The organism is Ectobacillus sp. JY-23, assembly GCF_023022965.1.
In the GTDB taxonomy this organism is placed as follows: domain Bacteria; phylum Bacillota; class Bacilli; order Bacillales; family Bacillaceae_G; genus Ectobacillus.
Window position 1 is genome coordinate 3,460,459 of sequence record NZ_CP095462.1, and the last position, 25,669, is coordinate 3,486,127.

The 25,669-nt window shown below is 42.4% G+C and carries 28 protein-coding genes and 1 riboswitch; of the genes, 20 read left to right on the forward strand and 8 right to left on the reverse strand.

Translation table 11 applies throughout. From position 1 onward, the window contains the following. Positions 1-145: 145 nt before the first annotated feature. The 4 genes from MUG87_RS17460 (at position 146) to MUG87_RS17475 (ending at position 2,640) form a co-directional block, all read left to right on the forward strand. Positions 146-1,777 (forward strand): PAS domain-containing sensor histidine kinase, encoded by a 1,632-nt coding sequence (locus MUG87_RS17460; protein ID WP_247083871.1) that lies wholly within the window; start codon positions 146-148, stop codon positions 1,775-1,777. Positions 1,778-2,100: 323 nt separating this feature from the next. Then, positions 2,101-2,220 (forward strand): YrzI family protein, encoded by a 120-nt coding sequence (locus MUG87_RS17465; protein ID WP_247083873.1) that lies wholly within the window; start codon positions 2,101-2,103, stop codon positions 2,218-2,220. A gap of 15 nt (positions 2,221-2,235) precedes the next feature. Next, entirely contained in the window at positions 2,236-2,367 is a 132-nt protein-coding gene (locus MUG87_RS17470) for a YrzI family small protein (RefSeq protein ID WP_247083875.1), read from the forward strand. 150 nt (positions 2,368-2,517) lie between these two features. After that, positions 2,518-2,640 (forward strand): YrzI family small protein, encoded by a 123-nt coding sequence (locus MUG87_RS17475; RefSeq protein WP_247083876.1) that lies wholly within the window; start codon positions 2,518-2,520, stop codon positions 2,638-2,640. A 228-nt stretch (positions 2,641-2,868) separates the two neighbouring features. On the opposite strand, the gene MUG87_RS17480 is transcribed toward MUG87_RS17475, so the two are convergent. Both MUG87_RS17480 and MUG87_RS17485 read right to left on the reverse strand, forming a co-directional pair. Next, a complete protein-coding gene (locus MUG87_RS17480; RefSeq protein ID WP_247083877.1) occupies positions 2,869-3,861 on the reverse strand; it encodes a serine hydrolase domain-containing protein in 993 nt (330 codons plus the stop codon). Between the two features lie 12 nt (positions 3,862-3,873). After that, positions 3,874-4,116 carry a hypothetical protein gene (locus tag MUG87_RS17485; RefSeq protein WP_247083878.1) on the reverse strand — a complete coding sequence of 81 codons (243 nt, stop codon included), beginning with the start codon at positions 4,114-4,116 and terminating at the stop codon, positions 3,874-3,876. Between the two features lie 85 nt (positions 4,117-4,201). On the opposite strand from MUG87_RS17485, the gene MUG87_RS17490 reads away from it, so the two are divergent. The 3 genes from MUG87_RS17490 to MUG87_RS17500 are packed head-to-tail and all read left to right on the forward strand — an operon-like array spanning position 4,202 to position 5,859. After that, positions 4,202-4,648: a GNAT family N-acetyltransferase gene (locus MUG87_RS17490; RefSeq protein WP_247083879.1), complete on the forward strand. Its 447-nt coding sequence runs from the start codon at positions 4,202-4,204 to the stop codon at positions 4,646-4,648. Between the two features lie 54 nt (positions 4,649-4,702). Beyond that, positions 4,703-5,116: an NUDIX hydrolase gene (locus tag MUG87_RS17495; RefSeq protein WP_247083880.1), complete on the forward strand. Its 414-nt coding sequence runs from the start codon at positions 4,703-4,705 to the stop codon at positions 5,114-5,116. Further along, the gene (locus MUG87_RS17500) at positions 5,113-5,859 is read left to right on the forward strand and encodes a kanamycin nucleotidyltransferase C-terminal domain-containing protein (protein ID WP_247083881.1); all 747 of its coding nucleotides are present in this window, start codon (positions 5,113-5,115) and stop codon (positions 5,857-5,859) included. The genes MUG87_RS17495 and MUG87_RS17500 overlap by 4 nt, the downstream gene beginning before the upstream one ends. Before the next feature lie 24 nt (positions 5,860-5,883). On the opposite strand, the gene MUG87_RS17505 is transcribed toward MUG87_RS17500, so the two are convergent. After that, positions 5,884-6,270: an NUDIX hydrolase gene (locus MUG87_RS17505; RefSeq protein WP_247083882.1), complete on the reverse strand. Its 387-nt coding sequence runs from the start codon at positions 6,268-6,270 to the stop codon at positions 5,884-5,886. A 188-nt stretch (positions 6,271-6,458) separates the two neighbouring features. Between MUG87_RS17505 and MUG87_RS17510 the strand changes: the two genes are divergently transcribed. Next, positions 6,459-7,640, forward strand: a complete 1,182-nt coding sequence (locus tag MUG87_RS17510) for an MFS transporter (protein WP_247083883.1) — start codon at positions 6,459-6,461, stop codon at positions 7,638-7,640. 117 nt (positions 7,641-7,757) lie between these two features. On the opposite strand, the gene MUG87_RS17515 is transcribed toward MUG87_RS17510, so the two are convergent. Beyond that, a complete protein-coding gene (locus MUG87_RS17515) occupies positions 7,758-8,174 on the reverse strand; it encodes a GNAT family N-acetyltransferase (RefSeq protein WP_247083884.1) in 417 nt (138 codons plus the stop codon). A gap of 93 nt (positions 8,175-8,267) precedes the next feature. Here MUG87_RS17515 and cysK point away from each other — a divergent pair, with 93 nt between their 5' ends. From cysK to MUG87_RS17530, 4 genes are all read left to right on the forward strand, one after another. Then, positions 8,268-9,182: a cysteine synthase A gene (cysK, locus tag MUG87_RS17520; RefSeq protein WP_247083886.1), complete on the forward strand. Its 915-nt coding sequence runs from the start codon at positions 8,268-8,270 to the stop codon at positions 9,180-9,182. 117 nt (positions 9,183-9,299) lie between these two features. Beyond that, positions 9,300-10,499, forward strand: a complete 1,200-nt coding sequence (locus tag MUG87_RS17525; RefSeq protein ID WP_247083887.1) for an MFS transporter — start codon at positions 9,300-9,302, stop codon at positions 10,497-10,499. Positions 10,500-10,613: 114 nt separating this feature from the next. Beyond that, positions 10,614-10,748 carry a hypothetical protein gene (locus MUG87_RS19615; protein WP_278018598.1) on the forward strand — a complete coding sequence of 45 codons (135 nt, stop codon included), beginning with the start codon at positions 10,614-10,616 and terminating at the stop codon, positions 10,746-10,748. 35 nt (positions 10,749-10,783) lie between these two features. Then, positions 10,784-12,130: a TrkH family potassium uptake protein gene (locus MUG87_RS17530; protein ID WP_247083888.1), complete on the forward strand. Its 1,347-nt coding sequence runs from the start codon at positions 10,784-10,786 to the stop codon at positions 12,128-12,130. Between the two features lie 35 nt (positions 12,131-12,165). Here MUG87_RS17530 and MUG87_RS17535 read toward each other — a convergent pair whose 3' ends face one another. Then, entirely contained in the window at positions 12,166-12,549 is a 384-nt protein-coding gene (locus tag MUG87_RS17535) for a DUF4183 domain-containing protein (RefSeq protein WP_247083889.1), read from the reverse strand. Between the two features lie 88 nt (positions 12,550-12,637). Continuing rightward, complete coding sequence (locus tag MUG87_RS17540; RefSeq protein WP_247083890.1) at positions 12,638-13,360, reverse strand: YwqG family protein; 723 nt, start codon at positions 13,358-13,360, stop codon at positions 12,638-12,640. A 150-nt stretch (positions 13,361-13,510) separates the two neighbouring features. On the opposite strand from MUG87_RS17540, the gene MUG87_RS17545 reads away from it, so the two are divergent. The 7 genes from MUG87_RS17545 to MUG87_RS17575 all read left to right on the forward strand — a co-directional run bounded on the left by MUG87_RS17545 (position 13,511) and on the right by MUG87_RS17575 (position 23,149). Continuing rightward, positions 13,511-14,863, forward strand: a complete 1,353-nt coding sequence (locus MUG87_RS17545) for an aspartate kinase (RefSeq protein ID WP_247087764.1) — start codon at positions 13,511-13,513, stop codon at positions 14,861-14,863. A gap of 124 nt (positions 14,864-14,987) precedes the next feature. Then, on the forward strand, positions 14,988-16,226 hold the full coding sequence (locus MUG87_RS17550; RefSeq protein WP_247083891.1) for a GAF domain-containing protein: 1,239 nt from the start codon (positions 14,988-14,990) through the stop codon (positions 16,224-16,226). Continuing rightward, positions 16,216-17,130 carry a tetratricopeptide repeat protein gene (locus tag MUG87_RS17555; RefSeq protein WP_247083892.1) on the forward strand — a complete coding sequence of 305 codons (915 nt, stop codon included), beginning with the start codon at positions 16,216-16,218 and terminating at the stop codon, positions 17,128-17,130. Before MUG87_RS17550 ends, MUG87_RS17555 begins: the two co-directional genes overlap by 11 nt. Continuing rightward, a complete protein-coding gene (locus tag MUG87_RS17560) occupies positions 17,131-18,945 on the forward strand; it encodes a DUF2194 domain-containing protein (RefSeq protein ID WP_247083894.1) in 1,815 nt (604 codons plus the stop codon). Between the two features lies 1 nt (position 18,946). Continuing rightward, positions 18,947-20,362 (forward strand): GT4 family glycosyltransferase PelF, encoded by a 1,416-nt coding sequence (pelF, locus tag MUG87_RS17565; protein WP_247083896.1) that lies wholly within the window; start codon positions 18,947-18,949, stop codon positions 20,360-20,362. Further along, a complete protein-coding gene (pelG, locus tag MUG87_RS17570) occupies positions 20,343-21,806 on the forward strand; it encodes an exopolysaccharide Pel transporter PelG (RefSeq protein WP_247083898.1) in 1,464 nt (487 codons plus the stop codon). The genes pelF and pelG overlap by 20 nt, the downstream gene beginning before the upstream one ends. A 320-nt stretch (positions 21,807-22,126) precedes the next feature. Continuing rightward, a riboswitch (cyclic di-GMP riboswitch) is annotated at positions 22,127-22,283 on the forward strand. A gap of 32 nt (positions 22,284-22,315) precedes the next feature. Next, complete coding sequence (locus tag MUG87_RS17575) at positions 22,316-23,149, forward strand: glycoside hydrolase family 191 protein (RefSeq protein ID WP_247083901.1); 834 nt, start codon at positions 22,316-22,318, stop codon at positions 23,147-23,149. Positions 23,150-23,188: 39 nt separating this feature from the next. On the opposite strand, the gene MUG87_RS17580 is transcribed toward MUG87_RS17575, so the two are convergent. Together MUG87_RS17580 and MUG87_RS17585 are read right to left on the reverse strand one after the other, a co-directional pair. Next, complete coding sequence (locus MUG87_RS17580; protein ID WP_247083903.1) at positions 23,189-23,977, reverse strand: PP2C family serine/threonine-protein phosphatase; 789 nt, start codon at positions 23,975-23,977, stop codon at positions 23,189-23,191. Beyond that, positions 23,974-24,615 (reverse strand): hypothetical protein, encoded by a 642-nt coding sequence (locus MUG87_RS17585; RefSeq protein ID WP_247083905.1) that lies wholly within the window; start codon positions 24,613-24,615, stop codon positions 23,974-23,976. Before MUG87_RS17585 ends, MUG87_RS17580 begins: the two co-directional genes overlap by 4 nt. Before the next feature lie 432 nt (positions 24,616-25,047). Between MUG87_RS17585 and MUG87_RS17590 the strand changes: the two genes are divergently transcribed. Continuing rightward, on the forward strand, positions 25,048-25,662 hold the full coding sequence (locus tag MUG87_RS17590; protein WP_247083907.1) for a TetR/AcrR family transcriptional regulator: 615 nt from the start codon (positions 25,048-25,050) through the stop codon (positions 25,660-25,662). Positions 25,663-25,669 lie beyond the last annotated feature (7 nt).

The window sequence follows — 25,669 nt, forward strand, 5'->3', positions numbered from 1 at the left end:
AAATGACTGTAAAGATATTTATGGTATAGTCATATAAAAATACAAAATTTTCGAAAAAATTAACCCTGTATGCGATGAGACTATTGTCGAATTATGCCGAAGGGGTTAAAATGGGGATAGGTCAGAGATAAAAGGAGAACGGAACGTGGGGAAAAGGAAAGTAGTAGCTTATTATGCGGGGTTTAGTATCGTATGGTTTGCAATGACAGAAGTAATGCGAAATGTATCGCCCCCGACGCTGCGCAATATTTTAATTAATAGCCGTTTGACTGATGTGCTGTATGCGGTTTTTTCATGTGCATTCATATACATATTTATGCGTCGCCAAAGGGCATACGAAGTAGATAAAGAAGAACATCGCTTGAGCACATTAATGAATTCCATGACGGATTTCATTAGCTTTAAGGATGGTGAGGGTCGCTGGATTCAGACAAATGATTTTGGTTTGCGATTGTTTCAACTAGAACATGTAGACTATAAAGGAAAAACGGATCGTGAGCTTAGCGCATACACGGAGTTTTACAAAGATGCGCTGATCTATTGCGAGCAATCTGATGAAGAAACTTGGAAAAGCGGCAAACTGACCAGAGTTGAGGAAATTGTTCCTCTACCTGAAGGTGGATTTAGAACCTTTGACACAACCAAGATGCCTTTATTTCATGAAGATGGCAGACGGAAAGCTCTCGTTGTCATCGGTCGTGATATTACAGAGCGAAAAACGGCGGAAAAGCGTCTTGCAGAAAGTGAACAGCGTTATAAGTCCTTATTTGAATATAATCCCAACTTAGTATATATGATTGATGTGGACGGTAAGGTGACGAATCTGAATGCGCAATTCGAGATGATAACAGGTTATGCGCGTGAAAGCTTTATAGGTGGCAATTTGCTTGAAATTATAGATGAACCATACCGTAAACCGATTTCGGAGGCATTTCGTAAAGTATTAGCTAAAGGCGAAGCATATGTTACGCAGGAGATTGATATTCATCATAAAGATGGTACAACACGAACATTGAGCTGTACGTTTGTACCGATGATGATTGAGCAAAATGTGGTCGGCATGATTGGATACAGTCAGGATATTACAAAAATGCGACAAACAGAAGAGCGTTTGCGTCGATCAGAATTGCTATCTACTCTTGGTGAGTTAGCTGCAGGTGTGGCCCATGAGATACGCAATCCACTTACCTCCTTAAAAGGGTTTGTCCAGCTACTACAAAAGAGCGATTTACAACAAGCATATTATTATACCATTATGTTAGATGAATTGGATCGTATTAACAATATTGTCGGAGAACTACTTGTGCTGGCAAAACCGCAGCAGCTTGTATTTGAACGGGAACGTGTAGGGCAAATCGTCAAAGATGTATTGGCTTTGTTACAGCCGCAAGCAAACTTTCATGGAATTGAACTTGTGTTTCAGGAAGAACATTTACCCGCCATTGATTGTGAAGGCAACCAACTGAAGCAGCTGTTTATCAATCTTGTTAAAAATGCCTTCGAGGCAAGTGCGACGATGGTTAAAGTGATGATAAAAGAGCGAGATGGTTATATCTCTATTCGGGTTCAAGACAACGGCTGTGGTATGCCACCGGAACGTCTTACTCATTTGGGGGAGCCATTCTTTTCAGTGAAAGAAAAAGGGACGGGGCTTGGATTAACGGTAAGCTATCGCATTGTAGAAGCGCATGGTGGCAAGCTTACCTTTACGAGTGAAGTCGGAGAAGGTACAGTAGCTGAAGTATTGCTACCGATTAAAAATCACACTTCCGTGTAAGAAGTGTGATTTTTTCATTATTTTATGAAAAATAGGTTTACAAAGTGTGGTAGTGAGCATATAATTAGCAATGTAAGAAAAAAATTCCAAAAGGAGGTCGAATGAAATGATGAAATTAGTTATGAACAAAGCTATCATGTTTACAATTGCATATGAAAACAACTATTCGACCGAATGGATGGTACGCTAAAAAATTGCGTTTTTATGTAGACCGTTCAGCCGCAGGTGCGAGTAGTTTCCTGCGGCTTTGTTATGCCCTGCCGTAGGATGCGTATGCCTGCGGCTTTTTTGCGCGATTTTTTAAGAGAAAAGGAGAGATTTACATGGTATTACATTTCATTTTGTTCACAGTTACATTAAAACGAGAACAAAAAACAGCACATGATGCAGAGGTACAGCACAAGATGACGGAAATGAAGGAACGTCAAGCTTATTATTGCTAGAAAGGAGGGATTTGTATGACACTTAATCTCTTACTCATTACAGTGACAATTACAAGACCGAAACGAACGCCAGCGCAAGTACAGCACGACATACATGTAAAACAGATGATGAACGAATTAAAAGAACGTCAAGTCTATTACCGCTAAAAGGAGAAGGTTTGTATGACATTAAACCTATTATTGTTTACGATTACAGTGAAGCCAAGTGCGGCGAAGGAACATGATCTTCGTGTGAAGGAATTAATGGCACAAGTCAAGGAGCGTCAAGCGTATTACCTGTAGAAGGGAGGGTTCTGTATGACACTCAACCTGTTGTTGTTTATGATCATATCAAAGAGAACGTTAAAGCAAGCGTGTCACGATGAGCGTGTACAAAGTATGATGGAAGAAGTGAAAGAACGTCAAACGTACTACTGCTAAAGCAGTTTTATCATGAAGGAAGGGAGAGGAAGAATATGTTGATGAGAAGAAAGGAAATGATCTGGTTTGTGGAGGAAGATTCCGCGTAGCGTGAGCGGGAGGGATGTCTCTTCCGCGGATTATGGAGGGCCTCGATTTATAATCGAGGCTTTTTTCGTCAAGCAATTTAAGTAAACTACTGCTTGTAAGAAGTTGTACAGATGGAAATTTTCAAAGCACTGTTTCGTACTATGCTTGCAAGCACCGCATCACTTCATCGCCAAATTCGCGCAAATAATGTAAATAGTGATTGCCACCGTAGTTGTAGCGTTTGTTATACATGCGTGCGATCACTAAATCATGCTCGGGGATCACGAGTAATAAGGGACCTGTTACACCTAAAATTTGATAGGAACCCGGTGGTACGAGTGCGCCTATTTCACTTAGGGCTGTGTCGCGTGTTTTTACATACCAGAAGAAGCCGTTTTCAGGTAATGCTGCGTTAGATAGGTCTGGACTTTGTAGAGAGGTGGCTAAATTAAAAACAGCTTCCGGAATGACTTGATTGCCAGCTATATTACCGCGTCGTAAATGAAGATATCCCCAATAGGCCAGCTCACGAGCTGAAACATATAAGTTTTTTTCATCGCCATTATCGCCCAAAGCAAGCGGGAGGTCTGAACCGTTTTCTGTAATCACGGAGACCATAGATTTGTTTGGTTCTGTCCGCCAATGCGTTTCTTTGAAATGAAGTTGTTTAAACACGCGCTTACGAAGCAATTCGCCGACACTTTGTCCCATCGTACGCCTTACAATCTCAGCTATCATGACAACATTGATGTTTTCATAGGACCAATGTGTACCAGGCGTAAACTTGCGGTAGACATGGCCGTCAGGACGTTCACTTAACCCATGTGTATGTGTTAACAAGTGCCGAATGGTAGTGTGTGACAGTAAATCTTTGTCCCAATCGGGTAGATAAAAAGACACCGGGTCATCTATAGATTGGATTTTATGTTCGTATAATGCTAAAGCAGCTGCAAAGCCGATATAGCTTTTACGGGCAGAAGCAATGTGAAATTGTGAGTTTTCCCGAATGGGAGGAGCTCCGGCATCATGGGTATGATGCCCGCTGTAATAGGAGGTGAAATGGTCGCGGTGTAGGATGGCAAGTGCGCTACCAGAGGCTCCATTCTTTTGGCCGATATCCATGGTGTATGACATAAGGCGATCGAATGCCATCTCTTAGCCCCCTTATAGTAAATAAAAGCCTAGCCCGATAAATACAGCTCCGAATAAACCGGTGCCCATTGCTTTGTTGTGATTTTGCTCCTTCCAAGCATCCATTGCGTTCATGATGTCCATCAGTCCCAGTGCGAATAAAGCAAAGGAAACCGGTATCTTCTCAAGCACCAATAATATAATAAAAAGTGCCGCAAGTACGCCGAAGAAGATTCGCGCGTAGAAAAACGGCGAGCGATTTGTAACGTTTATCATGTTTTAGCTCCTTTCTTTATCACCATTAAACCTTTTTTCGAAGGAGTTCGTCAATATATAATAGAAGTAAAAGGGAGGAATTGGTTTGGGTGTAACTTTTTCAATATGCAAACTAGACGAATTAGAAACAAATGCTTTACAAGCATTAGTAGCAGAAAGTGAGCAGGAAGGATACCGTTTTGTGCGGCGTTTAGCTGAGGAGTATGTGTCTGGAAGGAACAGGTTTTCTAAAAAAGGAGAGGCGCTGTTCGCTGTTTCTCATGAAGGAGATATCGTTGGGGTATGCGGATTAAACCAAGACCCTTATATTCAGGAAGAGGCAGGACGAGTCCGGCACTTATACGTGATGTGTGCCTATAGAAAACAAGGTGCGGCGCGGATATTGCTACATAAGGTGATGAAAACAGCCAAAGGACATTTTACTTATATGACACTTCGAACGGACAACCCGGCAGCAGATGCGTTGTATCGTTCCGTTGGGTTTTCAGTTTCAGAAAAATTTCCAGAGACGACGCATTGGCTGAAGCTATAAAAGGGGTTTCCAATCAAATAGCGAAATAAAAAGTGAGGTAAAGGAGGTGGAAGGATGATTCACATAGGAACGGCAGTATGTGTAAACGAAGAAGGAAAGCTACTTATGGTATTACAAGGAAAGCCAGAGGAAGAAAAGCGTTGGTCTGTGCCGGGCGGAAAGTGTGAGATTGGAGAAACGTTACCTGTATGCTGCGCTCGAGAAGTGTGGGAGGAAACAGGGTATAAGGTAGAAGTAATGGGGCATCTTCGCACCAAACCGGGATTTTATAAAGAGCCTTATGAAGTGCATTATTTTGATGTAAAAGTATTGGAGGGGATAGCGTGTATCCAGGATCCCGACGGCTTAATATATGCTATTGCTTGGAAAAGCGTAGATGAACTCCAAGCGTTGCCGCTGTGCTTCGAGGAAGATCGGCACTTCTTACTACAACATATCATGAAGGTGACAGAGGAGGAAGTGACATGAAAAAGCAATTGTGGGAGCCAAAGCGCTTTTCAGAACAGGAGCGCTGGGAAATTATCAGTGAGATTGTAGAAAAACTAAAAGATACATATGAAGATGAATTGATTAGTATTGCAGTGGAAGGATCAACTGCAAAGGGGCTGGCGAAGCCGCAGTCAGATCTGGAATTCCGTGTAGTCCTTAAGGGACAAAACTATCATCGCTGGCACGCGTTTTTTTATAAAGAGATGTTTGTTGGAATTAGCTACAATTCTGTAGATCGTATTGAAAATAAAGGTCGCTTTATTGATTATGAATGGCCGATTAAAGGTGATACGGTACATACGGCTAAAGTGCTGTATGACCCGCACCATTTGTATGATTTCTGGCGGAAGGAAGCGAAAATTGGTGAGGCAGCGGCAGATTTTAAAGAGCTGCTGCGCGATGCGCTGGCGGATATGTACGAGCATGTGTATAAGATGTTTTTATGTGAGGATGATTTGTCACGAAGACAGCAAAGTGTGGCTATTGCGCACTGGGCAGTGATGAGTGTAGGTCTGGCCAATCGTCATCAATATCCTTCTAATAAAACGATGCTGCATGATAGCTTTCGTTTGCCTGATGTACCAGTACGTTATGAAGAGCTGTTGCGTACGCTACTTTGTGAGGAAACGGCAGAAGCGGCAGGAGAACTATGGTTTGCATGTAAAGAATGGGGACAATTACATGGTATTAATATGCATGATGAACAATTAAGGGGACTATGAGAAGTGAAGTCGAGATGACCGACTTCACTTCTTACGTATAAGCATATCAGCTACTCGCTTTGGTCTTACATCAAGAGTAGATAACTGTGCAAGCGGAACCCAGAGCGGTTCGTATGTACCGCGTTCCGGCATATTGAATTCTTCTCCTGTACCCGTGCCAAACGTTCCCGATACAATATAGGCATAAAAATAATAATGTTTTCCGTTCGCGTGCAGTACAGTTAACAAGTCGCCAACAATGACGTGCACACCGAGTTCTTCATAAGCTTCGCGCTGTGCAGCTTGCTTGGGTGTTTCACCTTCCTCGATGCCTCCTCCCGGAAATACATAATAAACTTTGCCGCCTCGATTTCTTTTGATTAAGGCAACTTCTTTATTGCGAATAACCACGACCGCGCCTCTATTGCGCACGAAAATTTCCCCCTCCATATAGTTTCTACTATGTATTTTTTCAGTGTATCATGTTTCTTTTATAAAGCCGACCTTTTCTTATGTTTATATCATGATTATATCGTTATGCCAAGATTTATTCATTGACTTCATGTAGGTACCTTACTATAATGAAATCTTTGAGAGAAAATTTGATCGGGGGCGATTACATGGCGGCAGAACAAAGAAAAAAGATGATCATATTAATGATTAATATGTTTATCGCGATCGGGAGTTTCGGTATTATTATTCCCATTTTACCTGCGTACTTGGAATCGATTGGGCAGGGGGGAACGGCTGCAGGATTAATGATCGCCATTTTTGCAGGAGCGCAATTTTTATTTTCACCGCTTGCAGGGAAATGGGCGGATCAGTATGGTCGTAGAAAGATGATTATTTATGGACTAGCAGGCTTAACGCTTTCGATGTTCATTTTTTATTTATCAAACTCAGTGTGGGTACTCTATATATCAAGGGTAATTGGCGGAATTGGAGCAGCTTTATTAATTCCAGCTATTTTTGCTTATGTGGCAGATATTACAACATTAGAGCAACGTGCGAAAGGGAACGGTTATGTGTCGGCAGCGATGTCGCTTGGCATTGTAGTAGGACCGGGAATTGGTGGATTTCTTGCTGATTACGGTTTGAAAATGCCGCTTCTAGTTTCAGCGCTTGTTTCGCTCCTTGCGGTTATCTTTTCTGTTGTATGGTTAAAAGAAAGCGAGCGTCCGCATATGACAGAAATGCCAAAAGATGAGCCAATGCTTACAAAATTAGCTCGTTCTGTCCATATGCCGTTTTTCATTCCTTTGGTCATCACGCTAGTAATGAGCTTCGGTCTGATGGCGTATGAATCTGTTTTAGGCTTGTTTGTTGCAAATCAGTTTGGTGCAACGCCGCAGCAAATCGCAGTGATGATTACAGCCACTGGTATCATTAGTGTAGTGGTGCAAATTTTTGTGGTGGAGCGAGTTGTAAACAAGTTTGGTGAGGCAATGGTGCTGAATATGTTCATTGCTGTAGCGGCACTTGGCTTCTTGCTTTCTCTATTTGCAAAGGGCTATGCGACATTCTTTGGCATTACGCTGTTAATCTTCTTAGCAACATCTATTCTTCGTCCGGTCTTAAATACATTGATTTCTAAACTTGCAGGTAACGAGCAAGGCTTTGCGATGGGTATGAATAATGCCTATATGAGCATTGGTAATGTACTCGGTCCTACCTTAGCAGGTGTACTATATGATGTAAATATAATGGTTCCGTTCATGCTTGGGTTCGTCTTGTTGTTAGCAACATTGATGATTACAATCATGTGGCAAAAGCAGCAACAACTTAAAAAAGCAGGCGCTTGATGCGCTTGCTTTTTTTATGGATTTTGTTGAAGCTTGTTTCTAATTAGCCACATCAGGTTTTAACACAGCTCAACGTTGTCTGTGTCTCTCATCTAACAAACAGCGTGAATGTTCCTGTTATATTAAGTATTCTTCACTCAATGCTGGATTTCGATAGCGCCCCATTGCGGTTTTCATTGGTCTAAAGCCGCTCTTGTGATAAAACGCTTCATTCCCTGTTGTTGCAATTAAATGAACACATGACACTTCGCGTAAATGCCATAATAGGTTGTCTATGATCTGTTTACCGATGCCGTTTCCTTGAAAATCTGGGTCCACTACAACATCGTAAATGGCTCCATTAAAAATACCATCCGAAAGAGCGCGTCCAAATCCTACAATTCGGTCTCCCGACATCGCAATAGCTATAATGTGACTTGCTTCAAAAATTTGTTGAATGATAGCAGGCGTATGTTTGGTCCAGCCCACTCGTTGGTAGATGGATTGCAGTTGCTCCCAGTCTGCCTTTTCAAGAGTATTATAAATTTGAATCATGCGTATCCCCCTTATCTTAAAAATTGACGTGCTATACGATCAATGATACGTTATTTTCAAGAATTTTCTAGTATGTTGAAAGGGAGAAAAGTAATGTCTGTTTATGAGAATATCACACAACTAATTGGAAACACACCTGTGGTTAAGCTTGCTCGTGTTGTACCAGAGGGAGCAGCAGAGGTGTTTGTAAAGCTTGAAATGTTCAATCCGTCTCGCAGCGTGAAGGATCGTGCAGCGTATAACTTACTGGCAAGGGCAGAGGAGGAAGGGAAAATTCGTCCCGGTGATACGATTATTGAGCCGACGAGCGGTAATACGGGGATCGGTTTGGCGATGACCGCTTCGGCTAAAGGCTACCGTGCCATTCTTGTGATGCCGGATAATATGTCAAAAGAGCGGATTAACTTGCTGAAGGCATACGGCGCGGAGGTTGTCTTAACACCAGCGGCAGAGCGGATGCCGGGGGCTATTAAAAAAGCGCTTGCACTTCGTGATGAAATGCCGGGCAGCTTTATTCCGCAGCAATTTGAAAACAAAGCGAACCCAGATGCGCACCGCAATACGACAGCGCTTGAAATTTTAGAACAAATGGATGGGTATCTCGATGCGTTTGTAGCAACGGCTGGTACAGGGGGGACGATTACGGGTACAGGAGAGGTGCTTCGTGCGCATTTACCCAACCTCCATATTGCTGTTGTCGAGCCGGCTGGTTCACCGGTGTTATCAGGGGGGCAGCCTGGTCCGCATAAGCTTGTTGGAACGAGTCCTGGTTTTATTCCGGCGATTTTAAATCAAAAGGTGTACGATGAAATTATGCGAATTGAGGATGAGGATGCGCTCACCATGATGCGCCGTCTTGCGCGTGAAGAAGGGATTTTAGTGGGGCCTTCGTCAGGTGCATCCGTATTTGCGGCTGTTGAGATAGCGAAGCGTCTGGGAGAGGGAAAGCGCGTACTATGTATGGCACCTGATACAGGTGAGCGTTACTTGAGTATGGAGTTATTCTGACAGTTCAGCATTCCTTTGCGAAAAGGAATGTTTTTTATATTTTGGATAGAAAAGTATGGCAATAAGGTATACAATGAAACTCGTTATGATGTACGTAAGGAGAGAGGGGAATTTGATATGGAGGCTGCAAAACAACAGGTCCTGCCAGCTGCAACGATGTATCGTATTTTATTTGCTATCAGCTGTGGACATTTTTTAAACGATTCGATGCAGGCAGTGGTTCCAGCGATTTTTCCTATTTTGGAACGAGAGATGAATTTATCGTATATGCAGGTGGGATGGATTGCGTTTGCACTCAATATGACATCGTCCATTATGCAGCCAGTTTTTGGATTTTACACGGATAAAAAGCCAGCCCCTTATTTATTGCCGCTCGGTATGTTTGCCAGCATGCTCGGGATGATTGGTTTGGCCTTTGCACCGAATTTTTACTTTGTTTTGCTTTCGGTGCTGTTTGTCGGACTTGGTTCGGCTGTCTTTCACCCTGAAGGTGCACGCGTTGCTTATATGGCAGCGGGCGCGAAGCGCGGTTTGGCACAAGCGATTTATCAGGTAGGCGGCAATACCGGAAATGCTCTGGCGCCGATTTTTACAGTGCTTGTGTTTGTCCCATTTGGACAGCGCGGTGCCATTTCTTTTACGGCACTCGCTGCGATTGGCATTGTACTTCTTTTGTATGTATCGACGTGGTATAGGCGAGAGCTTTTGGCAGGAGCGAAACGTGTCAAAAAGAAAGCATCCCAAACCGCAGAAAAAGTGAGTAAAGAAGTTAAGTTTGCTATGATTCTACTTATCTTTCTTGTATTTGCGCGCTCGTGGTACAGTGCTGGGATTGGTAACTTTTATCAGTTTTATTTGATTGAGCATTATAAGCTGACGATTGAACAGGCACAGTATTATGTATTTTCATTTATGATCGCAGGTGTGTTTGGTACGTTTTTTGGCGGACCACTTGCTGACCGATTTGGAAAGAAGAATGTGATTTGGCTTTCTATGATTGGTTCGGCACCGCTTGCCCTATTGCTGCCGCATGTGTCGCTTGGGTGGGTGATTCCATTATTTATTGCGATCGGATTTATTATGTCAAGCAGCTTTAGTGTAACTGTTGTATATGCGCAAGAGCTTTTACCCGGTAAGGTAGGAATGGTGTCCGGCTTGATTGTCGGCCTTGCGTTCGGGATGGGTGCGCTCGGCGCAGTGGCACTCGGGAAATTGGCAGATGTATATAGTCTTCGATTTATTATGCTATGCTGCAGCTTTTTGCCGCTTCTTGGTATTTTGTCGTGGCTGTTGCCGCGTGATCAAAGGGTGAGTTAATATATGTCCCGTTGCCACTTGGTAACGGGCATTTGTTTTAACACCTATTTTGATATATACTAATAATAGACAAAATTTAGGATATGTTTAGTATATACTTGGAGGCTAAGAAACATGGAGCGCATTTCTAAATTAATTAAATTTCCTGCTGAGCTTGTTCTTGAAATTGAGAAATATCAAAAAGAAAACTATATTTCCAGCTTTTCCGGCGCTGTATATGAATTGATTCGTAAGGGATTACAGCGGTAGTAAGCGTGTGAAATTTATATAAAAGAGGTTAGGCTATGGCGGATAAATTGCGCGGAAGAAAGCTTTCCGCGGTTCAATTAATTGTATTGTTTTATTTAATTGCTGTAGCAATTGGAACGCTGCTGCTTTGTTTGCCGGGTTCGTTAAAACCGGGCGTTGAATTGTCTGTAATTGATGCGCTGTTTACAGCGGTGAGCGCGATTAGCGTGACGGGTTTGACGGTTGTATCGACAGTGGATACGTTTAGTCATACAGGCTATTTCTTTTTGCTCGTTATGTTTCAGCTTGGCGGCATTGGGATTATGACGCTTGGCACGTCCATTTGGCTTATGTTAGGTAAGCGCATCGGCTTTAAAGAGAGACAGCTCATTCGGGCAGATCAAAACCAATCAGGTCTAGCAGGGCTTGTCCAACTCATGCGCCAAATTTTATTGTTGATTTTATCGATTCAAGCTGTCGGCGCCCTTGTGCTGAGCTTGTACTATTTAAAGTACTATAGCTGGAAACAAGCGATTTTACATGGTATATTTTCCTCAATTAGCGCTACAACAAATGCAGGCTTCGATATCACTGGAGAATCATTGATTCCGTATCAATACGATTACTTCATTCAATTTGTACACATTCTTTTAATTATTTCCGGTGCAATTGGGTTTCCCGTGTTGATTGAAGTAAAAGCATACCTAACGCATAAAGGGAAACAGCCTTACCGTTTTTCTTTATTTTCAAAGCTGACGACAGCAACGTACTTTTTGCTTACACTTGCGGGTACCATCGGCATTTATATATTGGAGCACAATCGCTTTTTAGCGGATAAAACATGGCATGCTTCGTTATTTTACGCCTTATTTCATTCCACATCTACCCGAAGTGCAGGCTTGGCTACGGTAGACCTTAATGAATTTTCAGAATCGACGCAGGTTTTTTTGTCTTTTTTAATGTTTCTTGGGGCATCTCCGAGCAGTGTAGGGGGCGGTATTCGAACGACGACGTTTGCGATTGTTGTTTTGAGTATTTTCTTTTATGCACAAGGCCGGGATACGATTAAGGTGTTTAAGCGTGAGATTGACTCGAAAGATGTACATCGAGCTTTTATTGTTATTACGACAGCGTTCTTCATTTATTCAGGTTCGGTGTTTGTCATGAGCTATCTGGAGCCTTCTGTTCATATTGTAAAGCTTTTATTTGAAGTAGCATCAGCTTTCGGTACAACTGGGTTGTCATTAGGGATTACCGGAGAGCTTTCAACGGCAGGCAAACTTTTGCTGACAGTTCTCATGTTTATTGGTCGCATCGGCATTTTCTCATTATTGTTTTTAGTACGAAATAAGGTACTTAGAGAAGCTTATCATTATCCAGTTGAAAAAGTGATTATCGGTTAAAAAAAGGATTCCGCCAGGTGCGGAATCCTTTTTTATCATGTTTCAACTGTTGTGGTGGTAGAAGGCGTGAAGCTAACAACTTCTAAAATAACGGGTGTGCCTGTTAAAATGCCATCTCCACCCGCAGGGACGTTAATAGCAAGAGAACCTACACCTGTTGCACCCGGTGTGTATGTTGAAATGTCATCCATTTGCAAAACCCCATTAATAAATACATTAAAGTAAGAATTTCCCGCAGGCAACGTTGGTAAAGATGTGACAGCTGTGCCTGCATCGTTAAAAAAGCTAGCAGCGTCAATCGTCAAGGTTGCACCTGCAGCTGTCCCGGAAGGTGTTACATAAAAAAAGCGTGATGGCGACGGAGTCGTTTCCGTTGTGGAACTAGCGTTTACTAAAATTTTCATAAGTTGAAGAGCCATACCAATACTCCTTTCTAGAATATCTCCGAAGTATTATATGACAGGAATGAAAGAGTGAAATCTTGTCCCTATGAAAATAATCATATGGTTAGAAACATTGCATCACGCACATGGCTTCGTTAAAGCGCCGTTCGTTTAATGCATCATTAGCAATAACAAAGTACAGCATTCCCATTTCCCCCCACTGCATACCAGTTTGCGGATCGGAATCAATTTGAAGCAGCAGTGTAAAGTCATCGGTTTGTTTTCGCGTGTGAAGAGCGGCTATTTCAAATACATCTTCATGAATGGAAAACGGCTCTCCAAACATCTGATGGTTGTTATAATGGTCGGGCTGCAGCTGCTCTAGCATTTGCAGAAAGCGGTCGCTATCTTCTTCATCTTCAATAAATAGTTCTGGCAATTTGCAGGTCACGCTAAAGGATAATGCGCTTTGCGGATAAGGTGTTTCGACTTCATAAGGTGTAATACCATCACTTTCACTAAACATTACATAGCCAGGCTTCTCAAAGGAATCTTCGTGATAAAAAAAATAGAGTCTTCCTGTTTTAGGAAAAGCGGCAGAGAATGCTGTTTGGGGCACGTCGGCCAGTCGAATTTGTGCCACGAAACGTAAAGGTGTTCCGTTCACAACCGGATAAGTAAAGCCTGCAGGTAAGTCGGGGTGGCCTCCCATTTTAGAAGCGCCGATTGCTATATCTGCACGAGGAGACGGCGTTACCTTAATGCAAGGGAATACACTTGCTAAAAGCTCGTTTTGCAGGTGTGTTAGTCCGTATGTATGAATAAATTCTTCTATAGTATAGGGCATAAAAATCCTCCTTTTGCCTCTACTATACCATTGGAAGCGCTTTACAACAAAGAGAGGACACGAATGGAAAAAATGTTTGCACCAATTTGCAAGTAGGTAGATAATTGAATTTATATAATTTGTCAGACTATTTCTATAGGTGGGGATATGATGAAGGTAGTAAAGTTTGGTGGCACATCGCTTGCTTCTGCAGAACAAATCAAAAAGGTATTTCAAATTGTAACAAGTGACTCTATGCGAAAAGTGGTCGTTGTATCAGCGCCGGGAAAACGAACGAAGGACGACAGCAAGGTGACGGATTTACTCATTGCATGTGCAAATGGCTATATGCAAGGAGATGGACAACGGTATTTGCATCAAATCTTGGAGCGCTACGTGGAAATTACAAAAGAGCTTGATGTAGATATGATGGAACAAATTCGTGCAGACCTATACGAGGTTGTGGAGGGAGATAAGTCTGACCCGGCTGCCTATATGGATGCGGTAAAAGCAAGTGGTGAGGATAACTGTGCCAAAATTGTGGCTGCGTACTTTAGAAAGCAAGGCGTGCAGGCCCAATACGTAAACCCTGGAGTTGCAGGTCTTATTGTGACGAACGACCCTGGCAACGCACAAGTTCTGCCGCAATCCTATGATTATTTGTATAAGCTTCGTGAGGAAGACGGGATATTAATTGTTCCTGGTTTTTTTGGCTACTCGGAAAGTGGCAGGGTTGTAACGTTTTCTAGAGGTGGTTCTGATATTACAGGTTCGATTTTAGCGAATGGTATGAAAGCAACGATGTATGAAAACTTTACAGACGTGGATGCGGTGTATGCGGTCAATCCAAACTTCATTAACAAACCGGCTGAGATCAAAGAATTAACATACCAAGAAATGCGCGAGTTATCCTATGCAGGCTTTGCAGTATTTCATGATGAGGCATTAATTCCAGCATTTCGTGCGGGTATTCCTGTTAATATTAAGAATACAAATAACCCGCAGGCCCCAGGGACAAAAATTATGCACACACGTCAGCATACGAACGGTCCTGTTATCGGCATTGCAAGTGACACTGGTTTTTGCAGTATAAATGTTAGCAAATATCTCATGAATCGCGAGGTTGGTTTTGGACGACGACTTCTTCATATTTTGGAGGATGAAGGTATTTCTTATGAGCATACACCATCTGGCATTGATGATATTTCGGTGATTGTGCGTCAGCAACAATTGAATGAAGAAATAGAAGCGCGCGTGGTTGCGCGTATTACAGATGAGCTTGCGGTTGACAGTGTAGCAGTTGAGCGGAATTTAGCGATGATTATGCTAGTTGGCGAAGGTATGCGCAGCAACGTTGGAACGATGGCACGAGCGGCAATTGCGCTTGCAAATGCCGGTGTGAATATTGAAATGATCAATCAAGGCTCGTCAGAGGTTAGTATGATGTTTGGCGTGAAGGAAGAAGAAGAAAAAAAGGCAGTATGTGCATTATATGAAGCATTTTTTACACTTTCTAAGGTTTGATAAAAGGCGCTAATCAGCGTCTTTTATTTATTTTAACGCTATTAGAGCACTAGCAGGGATAAGCGGGACACCAAAATCAAATAATTGTAATATGTATGGAAATGAACAGCAGGAGAGACGCCTCATGTATTATAAGCAAAGTAATAAGATGCGTATATACGCAGAGATGATATTGTTATTTCTTGCGGTGTTTTGGGTAGATATGCTGTTTTCGTTACAGTTGACTACCTTGCAGCCGAGCCCATTTTTATTTCTGATTTTGTTGTTTAGTCTTCGTTATGGCTGGAGAGCAGGCATTGTGAGTTTTGGATTCATTCTTGCATATGTCACGGCTTTAGAGGTTATGGCAAGAGGCGATGTAGTTGTGATGCTTTATAAGCTTTTGTCAAATCAATGGATGTTTGTATATTTGTTTATTGCTATTTTTGTGGGCGCAACGAGAACAGCCTGGAAGGAACGATATGACGACTTGTATTTTGTAAATGATGAGCAGAAGAAGGAGCTTCAATCTGCACAGCGGGCAGTAGCACAGCTGAAAAAGACCAATGAAGTATTAGAGCAGAGACTGCTGCAATCCGAGATGAGTATCGGATCTGTGTATGGTATGATTCGCGCACTTGATCAAGATAATATTGAATTTGTTACAAATAAAGCGATGTCTATTTTAACATCGTATTTTAAAGCGAATGATTTTGGTATTTATCATGCAGATACATCAGGGCGTGCTTTGCGAGTAAAAGTGCGAAAAGGTTCTCAAGAAGCGCTCCCACAAACCATTTTCTTAGATGAAGCCGAGCGGTTTTACGAGCGTTTATTTACTGAAAAAAAGCTTGTTGTAAAACGGGAAAGTGATGAAGCTGCTGCACCTGTCATAGCTGGGCCGATTGTCGTGAACGGTGAAATACGTCAGGTACTGATTATCCAAAGCATGGACTTCTATCAATTAACTGAGCATAATATCCAGTTGCTGCACTGGCTGTTGCGGATGATTTCAGATGCTCTTGAGCGTGCTGCAGCAAAAGCGCTGATTAAGCACCGTGCCAAAGTGTATCCACATACGCTGCTTTATAAAAAAGAATTCTTTGATGAGTATATGCAAATTGAAAAGCAACGCTTTGATATGTATAAGCAGCCCTATGCTTGTTTTGACATATTTATAGGACGTCCAACCGCAGAGCAGCTTGTTGTGATGAGTGATATTATCCATAAGCATCTGCGTGAGGTAGATAAAGTAGGTTTTGATGCTGATACTGGCAAGCTCCTCTTTTTATTGCCGGGTACAAATCAAACGTACGTAGAACAATTGCGTGAGCGTATTGTTACTAAGCTACAGGATGAGGTGGGAACGATTCATGGAACTTAAGGTGTATACAGTACCTATCGTCCTTTTTTATATCATTCATGCAGCGGTTGTCCTTGTGTTAATGAAGCTGGTAAAGAAAAAAAACCAAGAAGATCTTGGTGTATGGAAGTGGGTTGCTGCGATGAGTATCATACTGCCCATTATCAGCCCTCTTTTGGGCTATATTGTCTGGAGGGCTGCGAAGCGTATTCAGCATGATACCCTCCATTCCTACGATACCTATATTGATTTTTCGTTTTTAAACTATGATGAAGTTGCGATTGAAGCAAGAAAGGGCTTAGAACTCACTTCATTTTCAGTGGGGCTACAAGGTGGAAATGCCAATCTGCGCAAACATTTAATTGTCCGATTGATGGAGATGGAATTTGAAAACAGAGGTGCTTATTTAGCAAAAGCCTTGCACAGTGTGGATACAGAAACCGTTCATTATGCTGCAACGACTATGAATCATGTGAAAGAAAGCTATGAAAGAATGATTGATGAGCAAGAAAAGCAGCTTTCTGAAGATGATGTACATAGTTACTTGACATTGTGTAATACGTACAATCAGTGTATCCGCAGCAAAATTATGGATGAGGCTATGGAAAAGCGTTTATATGCAGAATTTCAGTATGTCTTGGAAGAAGCTTTGTCGTTATTTCCAAATCATCTTGTATTTGCAGATTATCTAGTGTTTGTTTATCAAGCAATGGGAGAGCGTACCGCTGCACTGGAGTTGGCGGAAGAGATGGTAAAGAAGTTTCCTACAAATAGTGAAGGGTATATTCGGTTGCTTGCCTTGTATTTTGAGCAGCATGACTTTCGCAGTATGAAATACGTATATCAAAATTTGCAAAGAAATGTGAGAGAAGCGGATATCCCTGCATCTGTAAAACCAGTACTGGATGTAGTGAGGAGTGTATAAATGAGTCGACATTCGTATATTGTGTGGGCGGTTACCGCAATCATACTGCTTCTATTGGTAGCCATTATACAAATGATAAGGGTAGATGGTTTTTATAAAGTATTCCCGGCAAAGGGAGTTAAGACGGGGAAAGTAGAAACAATGAGCAGTCAAGTCAAACCCACTGGTGAAGAGCTACAGGTTACACTTGTGCAGGAAATAGCTCAAGATCCGATTATGGATAATATTGCGCGTACGCTTACATATGCGAAAATTCCCTTCTCTTATAAGAAGCCGGCAGAAACAATCAATCTTATACCATCGCCTTATCATATTTTGGTTATAACCGATCGCGTGCTGCCTTATGAGCAAGTAAAACAGTTTGTTGCAAATGGTGGCCGTCTGTTTGTGGCGCAGCGTTTTCTGGATGAGGAATGGAATGAGTTGGTTGGTATCGAAGAAAACCAAGGTTATTTGGAAAATGATGCATATGGTTTGCAGATGCAAAAGCCCCTTTTTCCCGGATATGAAACAATTGCGGATGATAACGGCGCAATCCCTAACAGCATGCTTGATGTAGTACTGTCTGAAAAAGCACAGGTGTATATAAGTGCAGAAGGCATTCCGATGCTGTGGACACATCAATATGGCAAAGGAAAAGTGGTTTATTGGAACGCTACCTTTTTGGTCACAAAATATACGCGCGGTCTGATTACGCAATCTATAGGCCTGGCACCTCCGCAATTTGTAAGCGGGCAGGCAGCGATGAAAGTAATGTTTATTGATGATTTTCCCGCACCGTTTCCGGCAGGATTCACAGATATGATTACAAAGGATTATAAGCTAACCACACAGGAATTCTTTGAACAGATATGGTGGCCAGACTTAAAGAAAATTGCTGATCAAGAGCGGGTGCATTACACGAATGTGTTTATCGGTACATACCAAAATAATGATCGTGTAACAGCATCTCAATTGATACAAGAGCTGCGACATCCGATGATTTTCTTTGGAAGAGATGCTTTGCGCCGCGGAGATGAGCTTGGCTTTCATGGTTATAATCATCAGCCTCTCGTAACTGCTGATGAGCCAATGGATCCTAACCTGCAATATACACCGTGGCAATCGAGTGAGCATATGAGAAAATCTATCCGCAAGGCGCAGGAGGCATTTTCTCACTATTTTCCACGTCAAGTAGTGCATTCTTATGTACCGCCATCCAATATTGTAAATCAAACAGGTTTGCAGGCTTTGAAAGATACGCTGCCATCTCTGCGCGTTATTGCATCTTTATATGATGCAGGTGAAGGGGTAGGGGTGTTTGAGCAGGAGTTTGAGGCGGATGCGCAATATCAGGATGTATTTTATTTACCGCGTATTTCCAGCGGATACAAGCAAGGCGCATTTGAAATGCTGGCCATTACAGATGCAATCGCAAACTTCGGTATGTTTAATCATTTTATTCATCCCGATGATGTCCTAGATGTTGACCGCGCCGATAAAGGTGGCTGGAAGCAGATGCAGGCAGGCTTGTCTGACTTAATGAAGCGCATTCGCACTAAATATCCCTCATTGCGCGCGTATCGCGCTTTTGATGCTGCAAATACACTACAGCAGTATCAGCAGGCACAGATGTATGTTCATTATAAACAGAAGGAAATTAGCATTTCCGGAAGAAATCTTGTAAATCCTTCTCATGCTTATATTCGGTTGGAAAACGGAGCGATAGCAGAAGGAAGATTTGCAGGTTATCGTGTGAAAAAGCTGGCTGAAGGACTATATGATGTGCAGTTGACGAAGCCGTTCGTCACGATTGAGGTAAAGGAAGTGAAGTGATATGCGAATTGCCATTGTAACAGAGGGGAGCTATCCGTTTGTACGAGGGGGTGTGGCGAGCTGGGTGCATATGCTTGTGACAAGTCTCTCTCATATAGAATTTGATATTATTTCCATTATGCCAAGCAATTTTCAGGAACAGGGCTATACATATTCATTGTCAGCTAATGTTCGTAGGGTATGGCTGTATCGGTTAGGAGAATCTGTGAAGGAAGGCGGAGAAACAAGGCTATTAGCCAGTGAGGTAGAGACTGTCTCAAATTGGCTTTCTTTTGATACAGCTGTGCCGCAAGCGTTGCAGATTCTTTCTGATACCAACCGAGTAGGCAACGGGCAGTCCTTTTTACAAAGTACATATTTTTGGGATATTGTCCAGCAGGCTTATCTGGCAGAAGAACAATCCAGTTCTTTTATAGATTATTTTTGGATATATCGTGCCATGTGTGAAAGTCTTATTTCCTTACTGCAGCAAGAGTTTCCAAAAGTAGATTTAATTCATGCTGTATCAACTGGCTATGCTGGCTTGATTGCTGCGCACATAAAAGAAACACAAGGCATTCCGTTTATTTTAACGGAACATGGGATTTATACGCGGGAGCGCCAAGAAGAGATTTTGCGAGCATCCTGGATCCCGAATGTATACAAGGATCGCTGGATTCGCTATTTTTCCCATTTATCAGCGCAAGCCTATGAAAGCGCTAATCAAATTATTACGCTTTTTAGGCGTAATAGTGAACATCAAAAAGAACTTGGAGCACCTGTAAAAAAGCTGCGCATCATTCCCAATGGCATTGACTGTGAAAGGCTAAGCACGATTAAGAAGAAATATACTGGTAAGAAGCTCTGTATAGGTGCAATCGTCCGTGTTGTGCCAATTAAGGATATTAAGGCGATGATTTACGCTGCTCGTATTTTGTTAGATGAGGAAATTGACTTTGCATTATCCATTATGGGTCCCATGGATGAAGATCGTGAATATGCGAGGGAATGTGTAGAACTCGCTACGCGTCTGGAGGTGTTATCGCATGTAACGTTTTTGGGTCAGGTGCAAGTTGTAGATCATCTGCCGTATTTGGATGTGCTGCTTTTGACAAGCATCTCAGAGGGACAGCCATTAGCGATATTGGAAGGGTTAGCTGCGGGTATTCCATTTATCGCAACAGACGTTGGTTCTTGTGCAGAATTGCTTCTAGAAGATGATGGATTTGGGCCGGCCGGTTTTATTGTACCTCCTGTGAATCCTAAAGCAGTTGCGGAGAAATGTATATGGGTCTATCACAATCGAGAAGAAGCAAGAAAGCTCGGGGCAAATGGAAAGCGCCGCATGCAGGCTAAGTATGAATGGTCTGATGTTGCTAGACAATATATAACGATTTACGAAACGGAGGTGCAGCGTAATGGCGGGAATTGGGTTTAAGATGCAAAAGCTATTTAAGGAAGACTACTTTTCCGCGCGTGTTCGCGCTTACGGCTTTGCGGTGCTTATTACCGCTGGACCGTGGCTTGTCGTTGTAGTCACACTTGCTTTGGTGCAGTGGCTAATTGGTATGGCCGGTGTAACCATGCAGGTACGTGAATTGTTTTTAGCATCTATCTCGTATTGCTTTATTTTTTCTCAGGTTATCTTTGGAGTACAAAATTTAATTGTGACACGTTATATTGCGGATTTGTTTTATGAAAAGCGTTCCGATGAAGTATACCCTACCTTTCTGGGGGCTTCTCAAACAGCAATCGGATTGGGAATCATTCTTTGGTGCGTGTTTGCCATATTTTCACCGTTGCCGTTTCTGTATAAGCTGCTGTTGCTGATTTTATTGAGTGTAATGAATGTCATTTGGATATTATTTTTATTTTTGACTGCTGCTAAATACTATCAGCCAATCGCCTACAGCTTTATTCTGGGCGGGGCTGCGAGTCTCGGTGCGACGGCACTTCTGATATATCTGGTCGAGTTCAGTCAATATTCGGTACAAATGAATGCGTTTCTTCTCTTGGCTGCATTCACGTTCGGTATGGTTGTAACGTTGTTCGTTTTATATTTTTCGCTATTGATTAGCTTTCCAAAGCGAAGTGCCACAAATCCATTTACGTATCTTACTTATTTTGATCGGTATCCGTCTCTCTTTTGGACAGGCTTTCTATATAATGCCGGTGTTTGGGGATGTAACTGGATCATTTGGTTTGGAGAAGGCGCGTCCTATATAGAAGGTTCGTTTCGGTATCATACGTTATATGATACGGCCGTTTTTTTGGCATATTTATCTATCATTCCAACAATGATGCTCTTTGTACTTTCAATTGAAACACGTTTTTATCAGCGCTATCGCACTTTTTACGGCTATATCAATGAAGGCGGCTCTTTGCAGCAGATTAAAAGAGCTAAGGAGACGATGCAAATTGTGCTGAGGCAAGAATTGGAGCGCTTGCTGCGAAATCAGGGCTTATTTTCAATTCTTGTGATGGCCACTATTGTGTACTTTGCGGAAAGATTCGGGATTCAACAGCCGTTTTTTGGCATGTTATGTATCACAATTGTTGGTGCATTTGCGAATGCTATGGTGCTTGTAATCAGTTTGCTGCTGCTGTATTTTGAAGACCGAAAGGGAGCTATGTATACAAGCATCATTTTCTTTACTTCCAACATATTGCTCACATTGCTTTGTATGCCGCTAGGTCTTGATGGATATGGCCTTAGCTTTGCTATTAGCTCTATTCTGACATTTGTATATACCTCCTTTAGACTGACTGCGTATGTGAAAGACATCGATTTTCACACATTTATGGGAGATAAAGGAGCAGCTGAACGGAAAACATCGTACTTTCACAGATTAGGGAGGTTCTTCAATCGCTTAGGACTATAGAAGCAACAGCATTATTTTGCTTTTTAAATAGGCTCTGTTAAAGTTCGTTGTTGATTTCCGTTACGGGGGTTCGCTTTCCGCGGGCAGTCAGGGAGCCTCCTCAGCGCTATGCGCCTGCGGGGTCTGCTTGTCCCGCAGGCGTCTCCCCCCTTCACTCCAGTCAACAAGTACCCATTATCAACATTAGGCTGTAACATAGCCTTTAAATAAAGAAATATAAAAAACATGTATGAATTTACAGAAAAATAATATTTTTATTAAAGTATTATTTTTCATTTTATTGTTTATTATCTTATTATAAATTAAACTTAATATAAAAATATGGTGATGGGCAAACTTGTTGAAAAGCAAGGACGCAAAGACATGGGTCGTCGATATCTGAAACAATATAAGCGCTTTTTAGGGCCGAGAACCTTAGATTCTGTGCCAAAGCGGCCAGCTCCGCTTTTCAGGTATACCGATCGCCAGTCTGCGAAACCTCCCATCCCCCCATTGAGGAGGGATTTGTAGTGAAGGTGGTAAAGTTTTTGTTTTGTGTGGTGGTGGCTTTAGCTGCATTTTGGCCAAGTATAGGAAAGGTGCAAGCTAGTTTGGTGAATCCGCTGAAGGGCGCGAAGACGTATAAGATTTTTTATAATGCACCAAACAAACGGATGTTATCGCAGCTAGCGACATATGATTTTGTCATCATTGAGCCGTATCATTACAATGCTACAAAAATTCAGCAACTGCAAGCAAAGGGTACCAAGGTGTATGGATACATAAGTACAATGGAGGCTGCAAGCTGGAATCAAGAGCTGATGAAGCGTTTTGCCGCAAAGGATTTTTTTTATCGGGGTGGCAAAAAAGTACATTATGCGGAATGGGATTCTTATCTGATGGATATCACTTCTGTACATTACCGCGGTATCCTTATGGAGGAAATTAAAAAGCACATTGTAGAAAAGGGATTTGACGGTATTTTTCTGGATACAGTAGGTGATATTGACAACGAGCATACGGGCTCTGTGCTGCTTCAGCAGCGACAAGGGATGAAAACCTTCTTGCAGGGAATCCAGAAAAAGTATCCTAACCTATCCTTGATTCAAAACTGGGGCTTTGCCACATTAAAAAGCACAACAGCACCATATGTAGACGCTATTATGTGGGAGGGGTTTCACTATAAGAGTGTCGCACGTGATGAATGGTCTTTAAACCGCATCCGTGACCTTCACGCTCTGCGAAAGCAATACGAAATAGAAGTGTTGACGGTTTCATCTGCGGAGAAGGAAAAAAGCACATTGCTTGCGAAGCAAAATGGATTTATCCATTTTCATACGAATCGCGGCTATGACGCTTGGTAAAAAGCAGGACATTGCGTCCTGCTTTTTTATAACCATAATTTATAAAGAGCTTGGCAGTTGCCCTTGCGTTGCATTTTCATAACTCCAAGCAACGATGGTGGCGCTGTCCGTTCCTTTTTCCTGTAGAAACTGCTCTAATGCAGCTTGGACGGCCCCAGGAACTGGCTTTGTAAATAAGTCGTATAGGGCTTTTCCGTTTTCGAAGGGGCGAGAGCCGAACTCCAGTAATCCATCAGTTAATAAAACAATGGTGTTGCGGCCTTCGCGCAGCTCGCGCACACCGGTTGTATAACAAGGGATATCGAGCTCAAACGTGTTAACATGTCCCACCCATTCAAAAAATTGACGTTGATTCATCGCATATTGACCAAGACGAGCGAGGTCTGGGTGCAGAATATACAGCACACAATCCCCGATGGAAAGCCACCATACAAATTGATCCTTGCGAACGGCAAGCAGCAGGGCTGTTTCTCCTGTTGTCTGCTTACAGATGCTGCGAAAAGCAGGAGATGAAAGCAGAGATACAACTTCAGTCTGTATGTGTGAAAAAGCTAAGGAAACAGGCTGTGACAGGATCTCGTTAAATTGTGCTTCGTGTGCGCGCAGTAAATCCAGCAGCACCTCTACACTTTCCGCGCTTGCGTGCGCGTCCATGACGCATGCGAGCTCCCAATCTGCTCCTTCTAAAACAAAGGCGGCGTCTTCATTTTTGTAAGCACCACTTTCCGTGCAGCCGCCGCACACCCCTACATAAACAGCGCCAATTTGCTTTTGTAATATGGTATCTAAGTATAGACCATTTTTGCCGGACCAGTTCCAGGAAGTCATAGGTTTTGCTCCTTTAGGAAATCTTGCATATGCACCATCATGCTGCGGTGTATATCCATGGTTTCGAGTACATTTTCTGTTTCGAGACTGTGATCGCCGCCTTCAAACAAAAGCGTTGTGGCAGCGCTATTTTCAATTGCTTTCCAAATATCTTCGCGAAAAAAAGGGTCTTCCTTACTGATGACGGCGAATGATTGCTTGGATGCAATCGCTTGCTGGACATCGTCTTGGGGAAGTAGCGGCGTCAGCCAAATCCGCGTTGCTTCTGGCAAGTGATGCAGGGCAAGGTGCGCCATGGGAATAGAGCCGATAGATTTGCTGATCATGGTGATACGGGTATATGTTTCTCCCAGCAAGGAGAGGATAGCTTCCCCATCCGCTTGTAACCAAGCATTTCTACTTACTTCGTCCAGCTCTCGAAAAGCAGCGTTATCTTTATATGTATAGTTTACTAGGAGTATATCGTGACCGTTTTCCGCACATAAACCGGTCGGGTAATGAAGTAGCGGCCTTTGCGCCGTATAGCCTAGTCCAGGAAATACAATGCAAAGCTTGTGGCTATTGTCGTGACGGAAAAAAGTGTACGGGATAGTAGAATGGTGCTGCCCTGATAAGTGACCTTCTTCTATGTGCATCATATTCACCTCAATTTTATATAAATCTGAATAAAAAGAATGTTTTAAATTATATCACATGAGGTACTTGTTTGTATGCTATCATCTTGGTAAACTAAATAGTCAGTTTATTATATAAGAAAACTCCCTGATTGCCCGCACTCCGTAACGGAAAGCAATAACGAAGCTTACAAGAAAAAAGTGTTTTAAATAAAGGCTCTTTTCTAAAAGATTGTGGTTTTTAGATAGGTTTCTTTGCTTTAGGTTGGTTGAAGCGAGCAAACTGGAGTAGAAATCAACCACTCCTCACTACTTGTTACATAGCAATAAAGTTTGCGAAAACAGCCTAAATAAAAGAGAGAAACGGGCTACGGTCAGGGTTTAGAAGAAAAAAGGGCTCCAAGGCCGCCATGATGCTAAAAATAAGATTGAAATGAATATAAGAGGATGTGTCGTATGCCAAAGGTTTCTGAGGAATATAAGGAAAGAAAGAGAGAGTTGCTGCTAGAAAGTGCATTGCAATGCTTTTCGGAAAAAGGATATGATGCTACCACAATTGATGATATTGCCGCGTATTCTAAAACGAGCAAAGGGTTTATTTACAACTATTTCAGCAGCAAGGAAGAATTATATATTGCATTGATGGAAGAAAGAACAAGTCGAACGTTTACTGCGCTTCGTGAGCGTTTTGCGACGATTGAAGGTGCGACCGGAAAAATAAAAGAGCTGTTTCGTATGTATCGAGAGGCGAAAGTGGGTCTGCAGTGGCAAGGGTTAATTCGGGTGCATATGGAATTCTGGATTCATTCTGCTCGTCATGAGAATCTCCGCGACATTATGGTGTCGCGCTATAAGTATCAATATCGTGATTTTTTGAAAGAGATCATTGAAGAGGGAAAAGCAAGCGGTGAATTCGAGGCGCATGTTGATGCGACTGTAATCGCCAGCATGTTTTGGGGCATAATTGATGGTTTATCGCTGCATTACTCGGTTATTGGTGACGAATATGAGTATCGCCGTCATTTTATACAAGCAGAACAGATGGTGCTCTTGTATGTAGGAAAAAAGTGAACACACT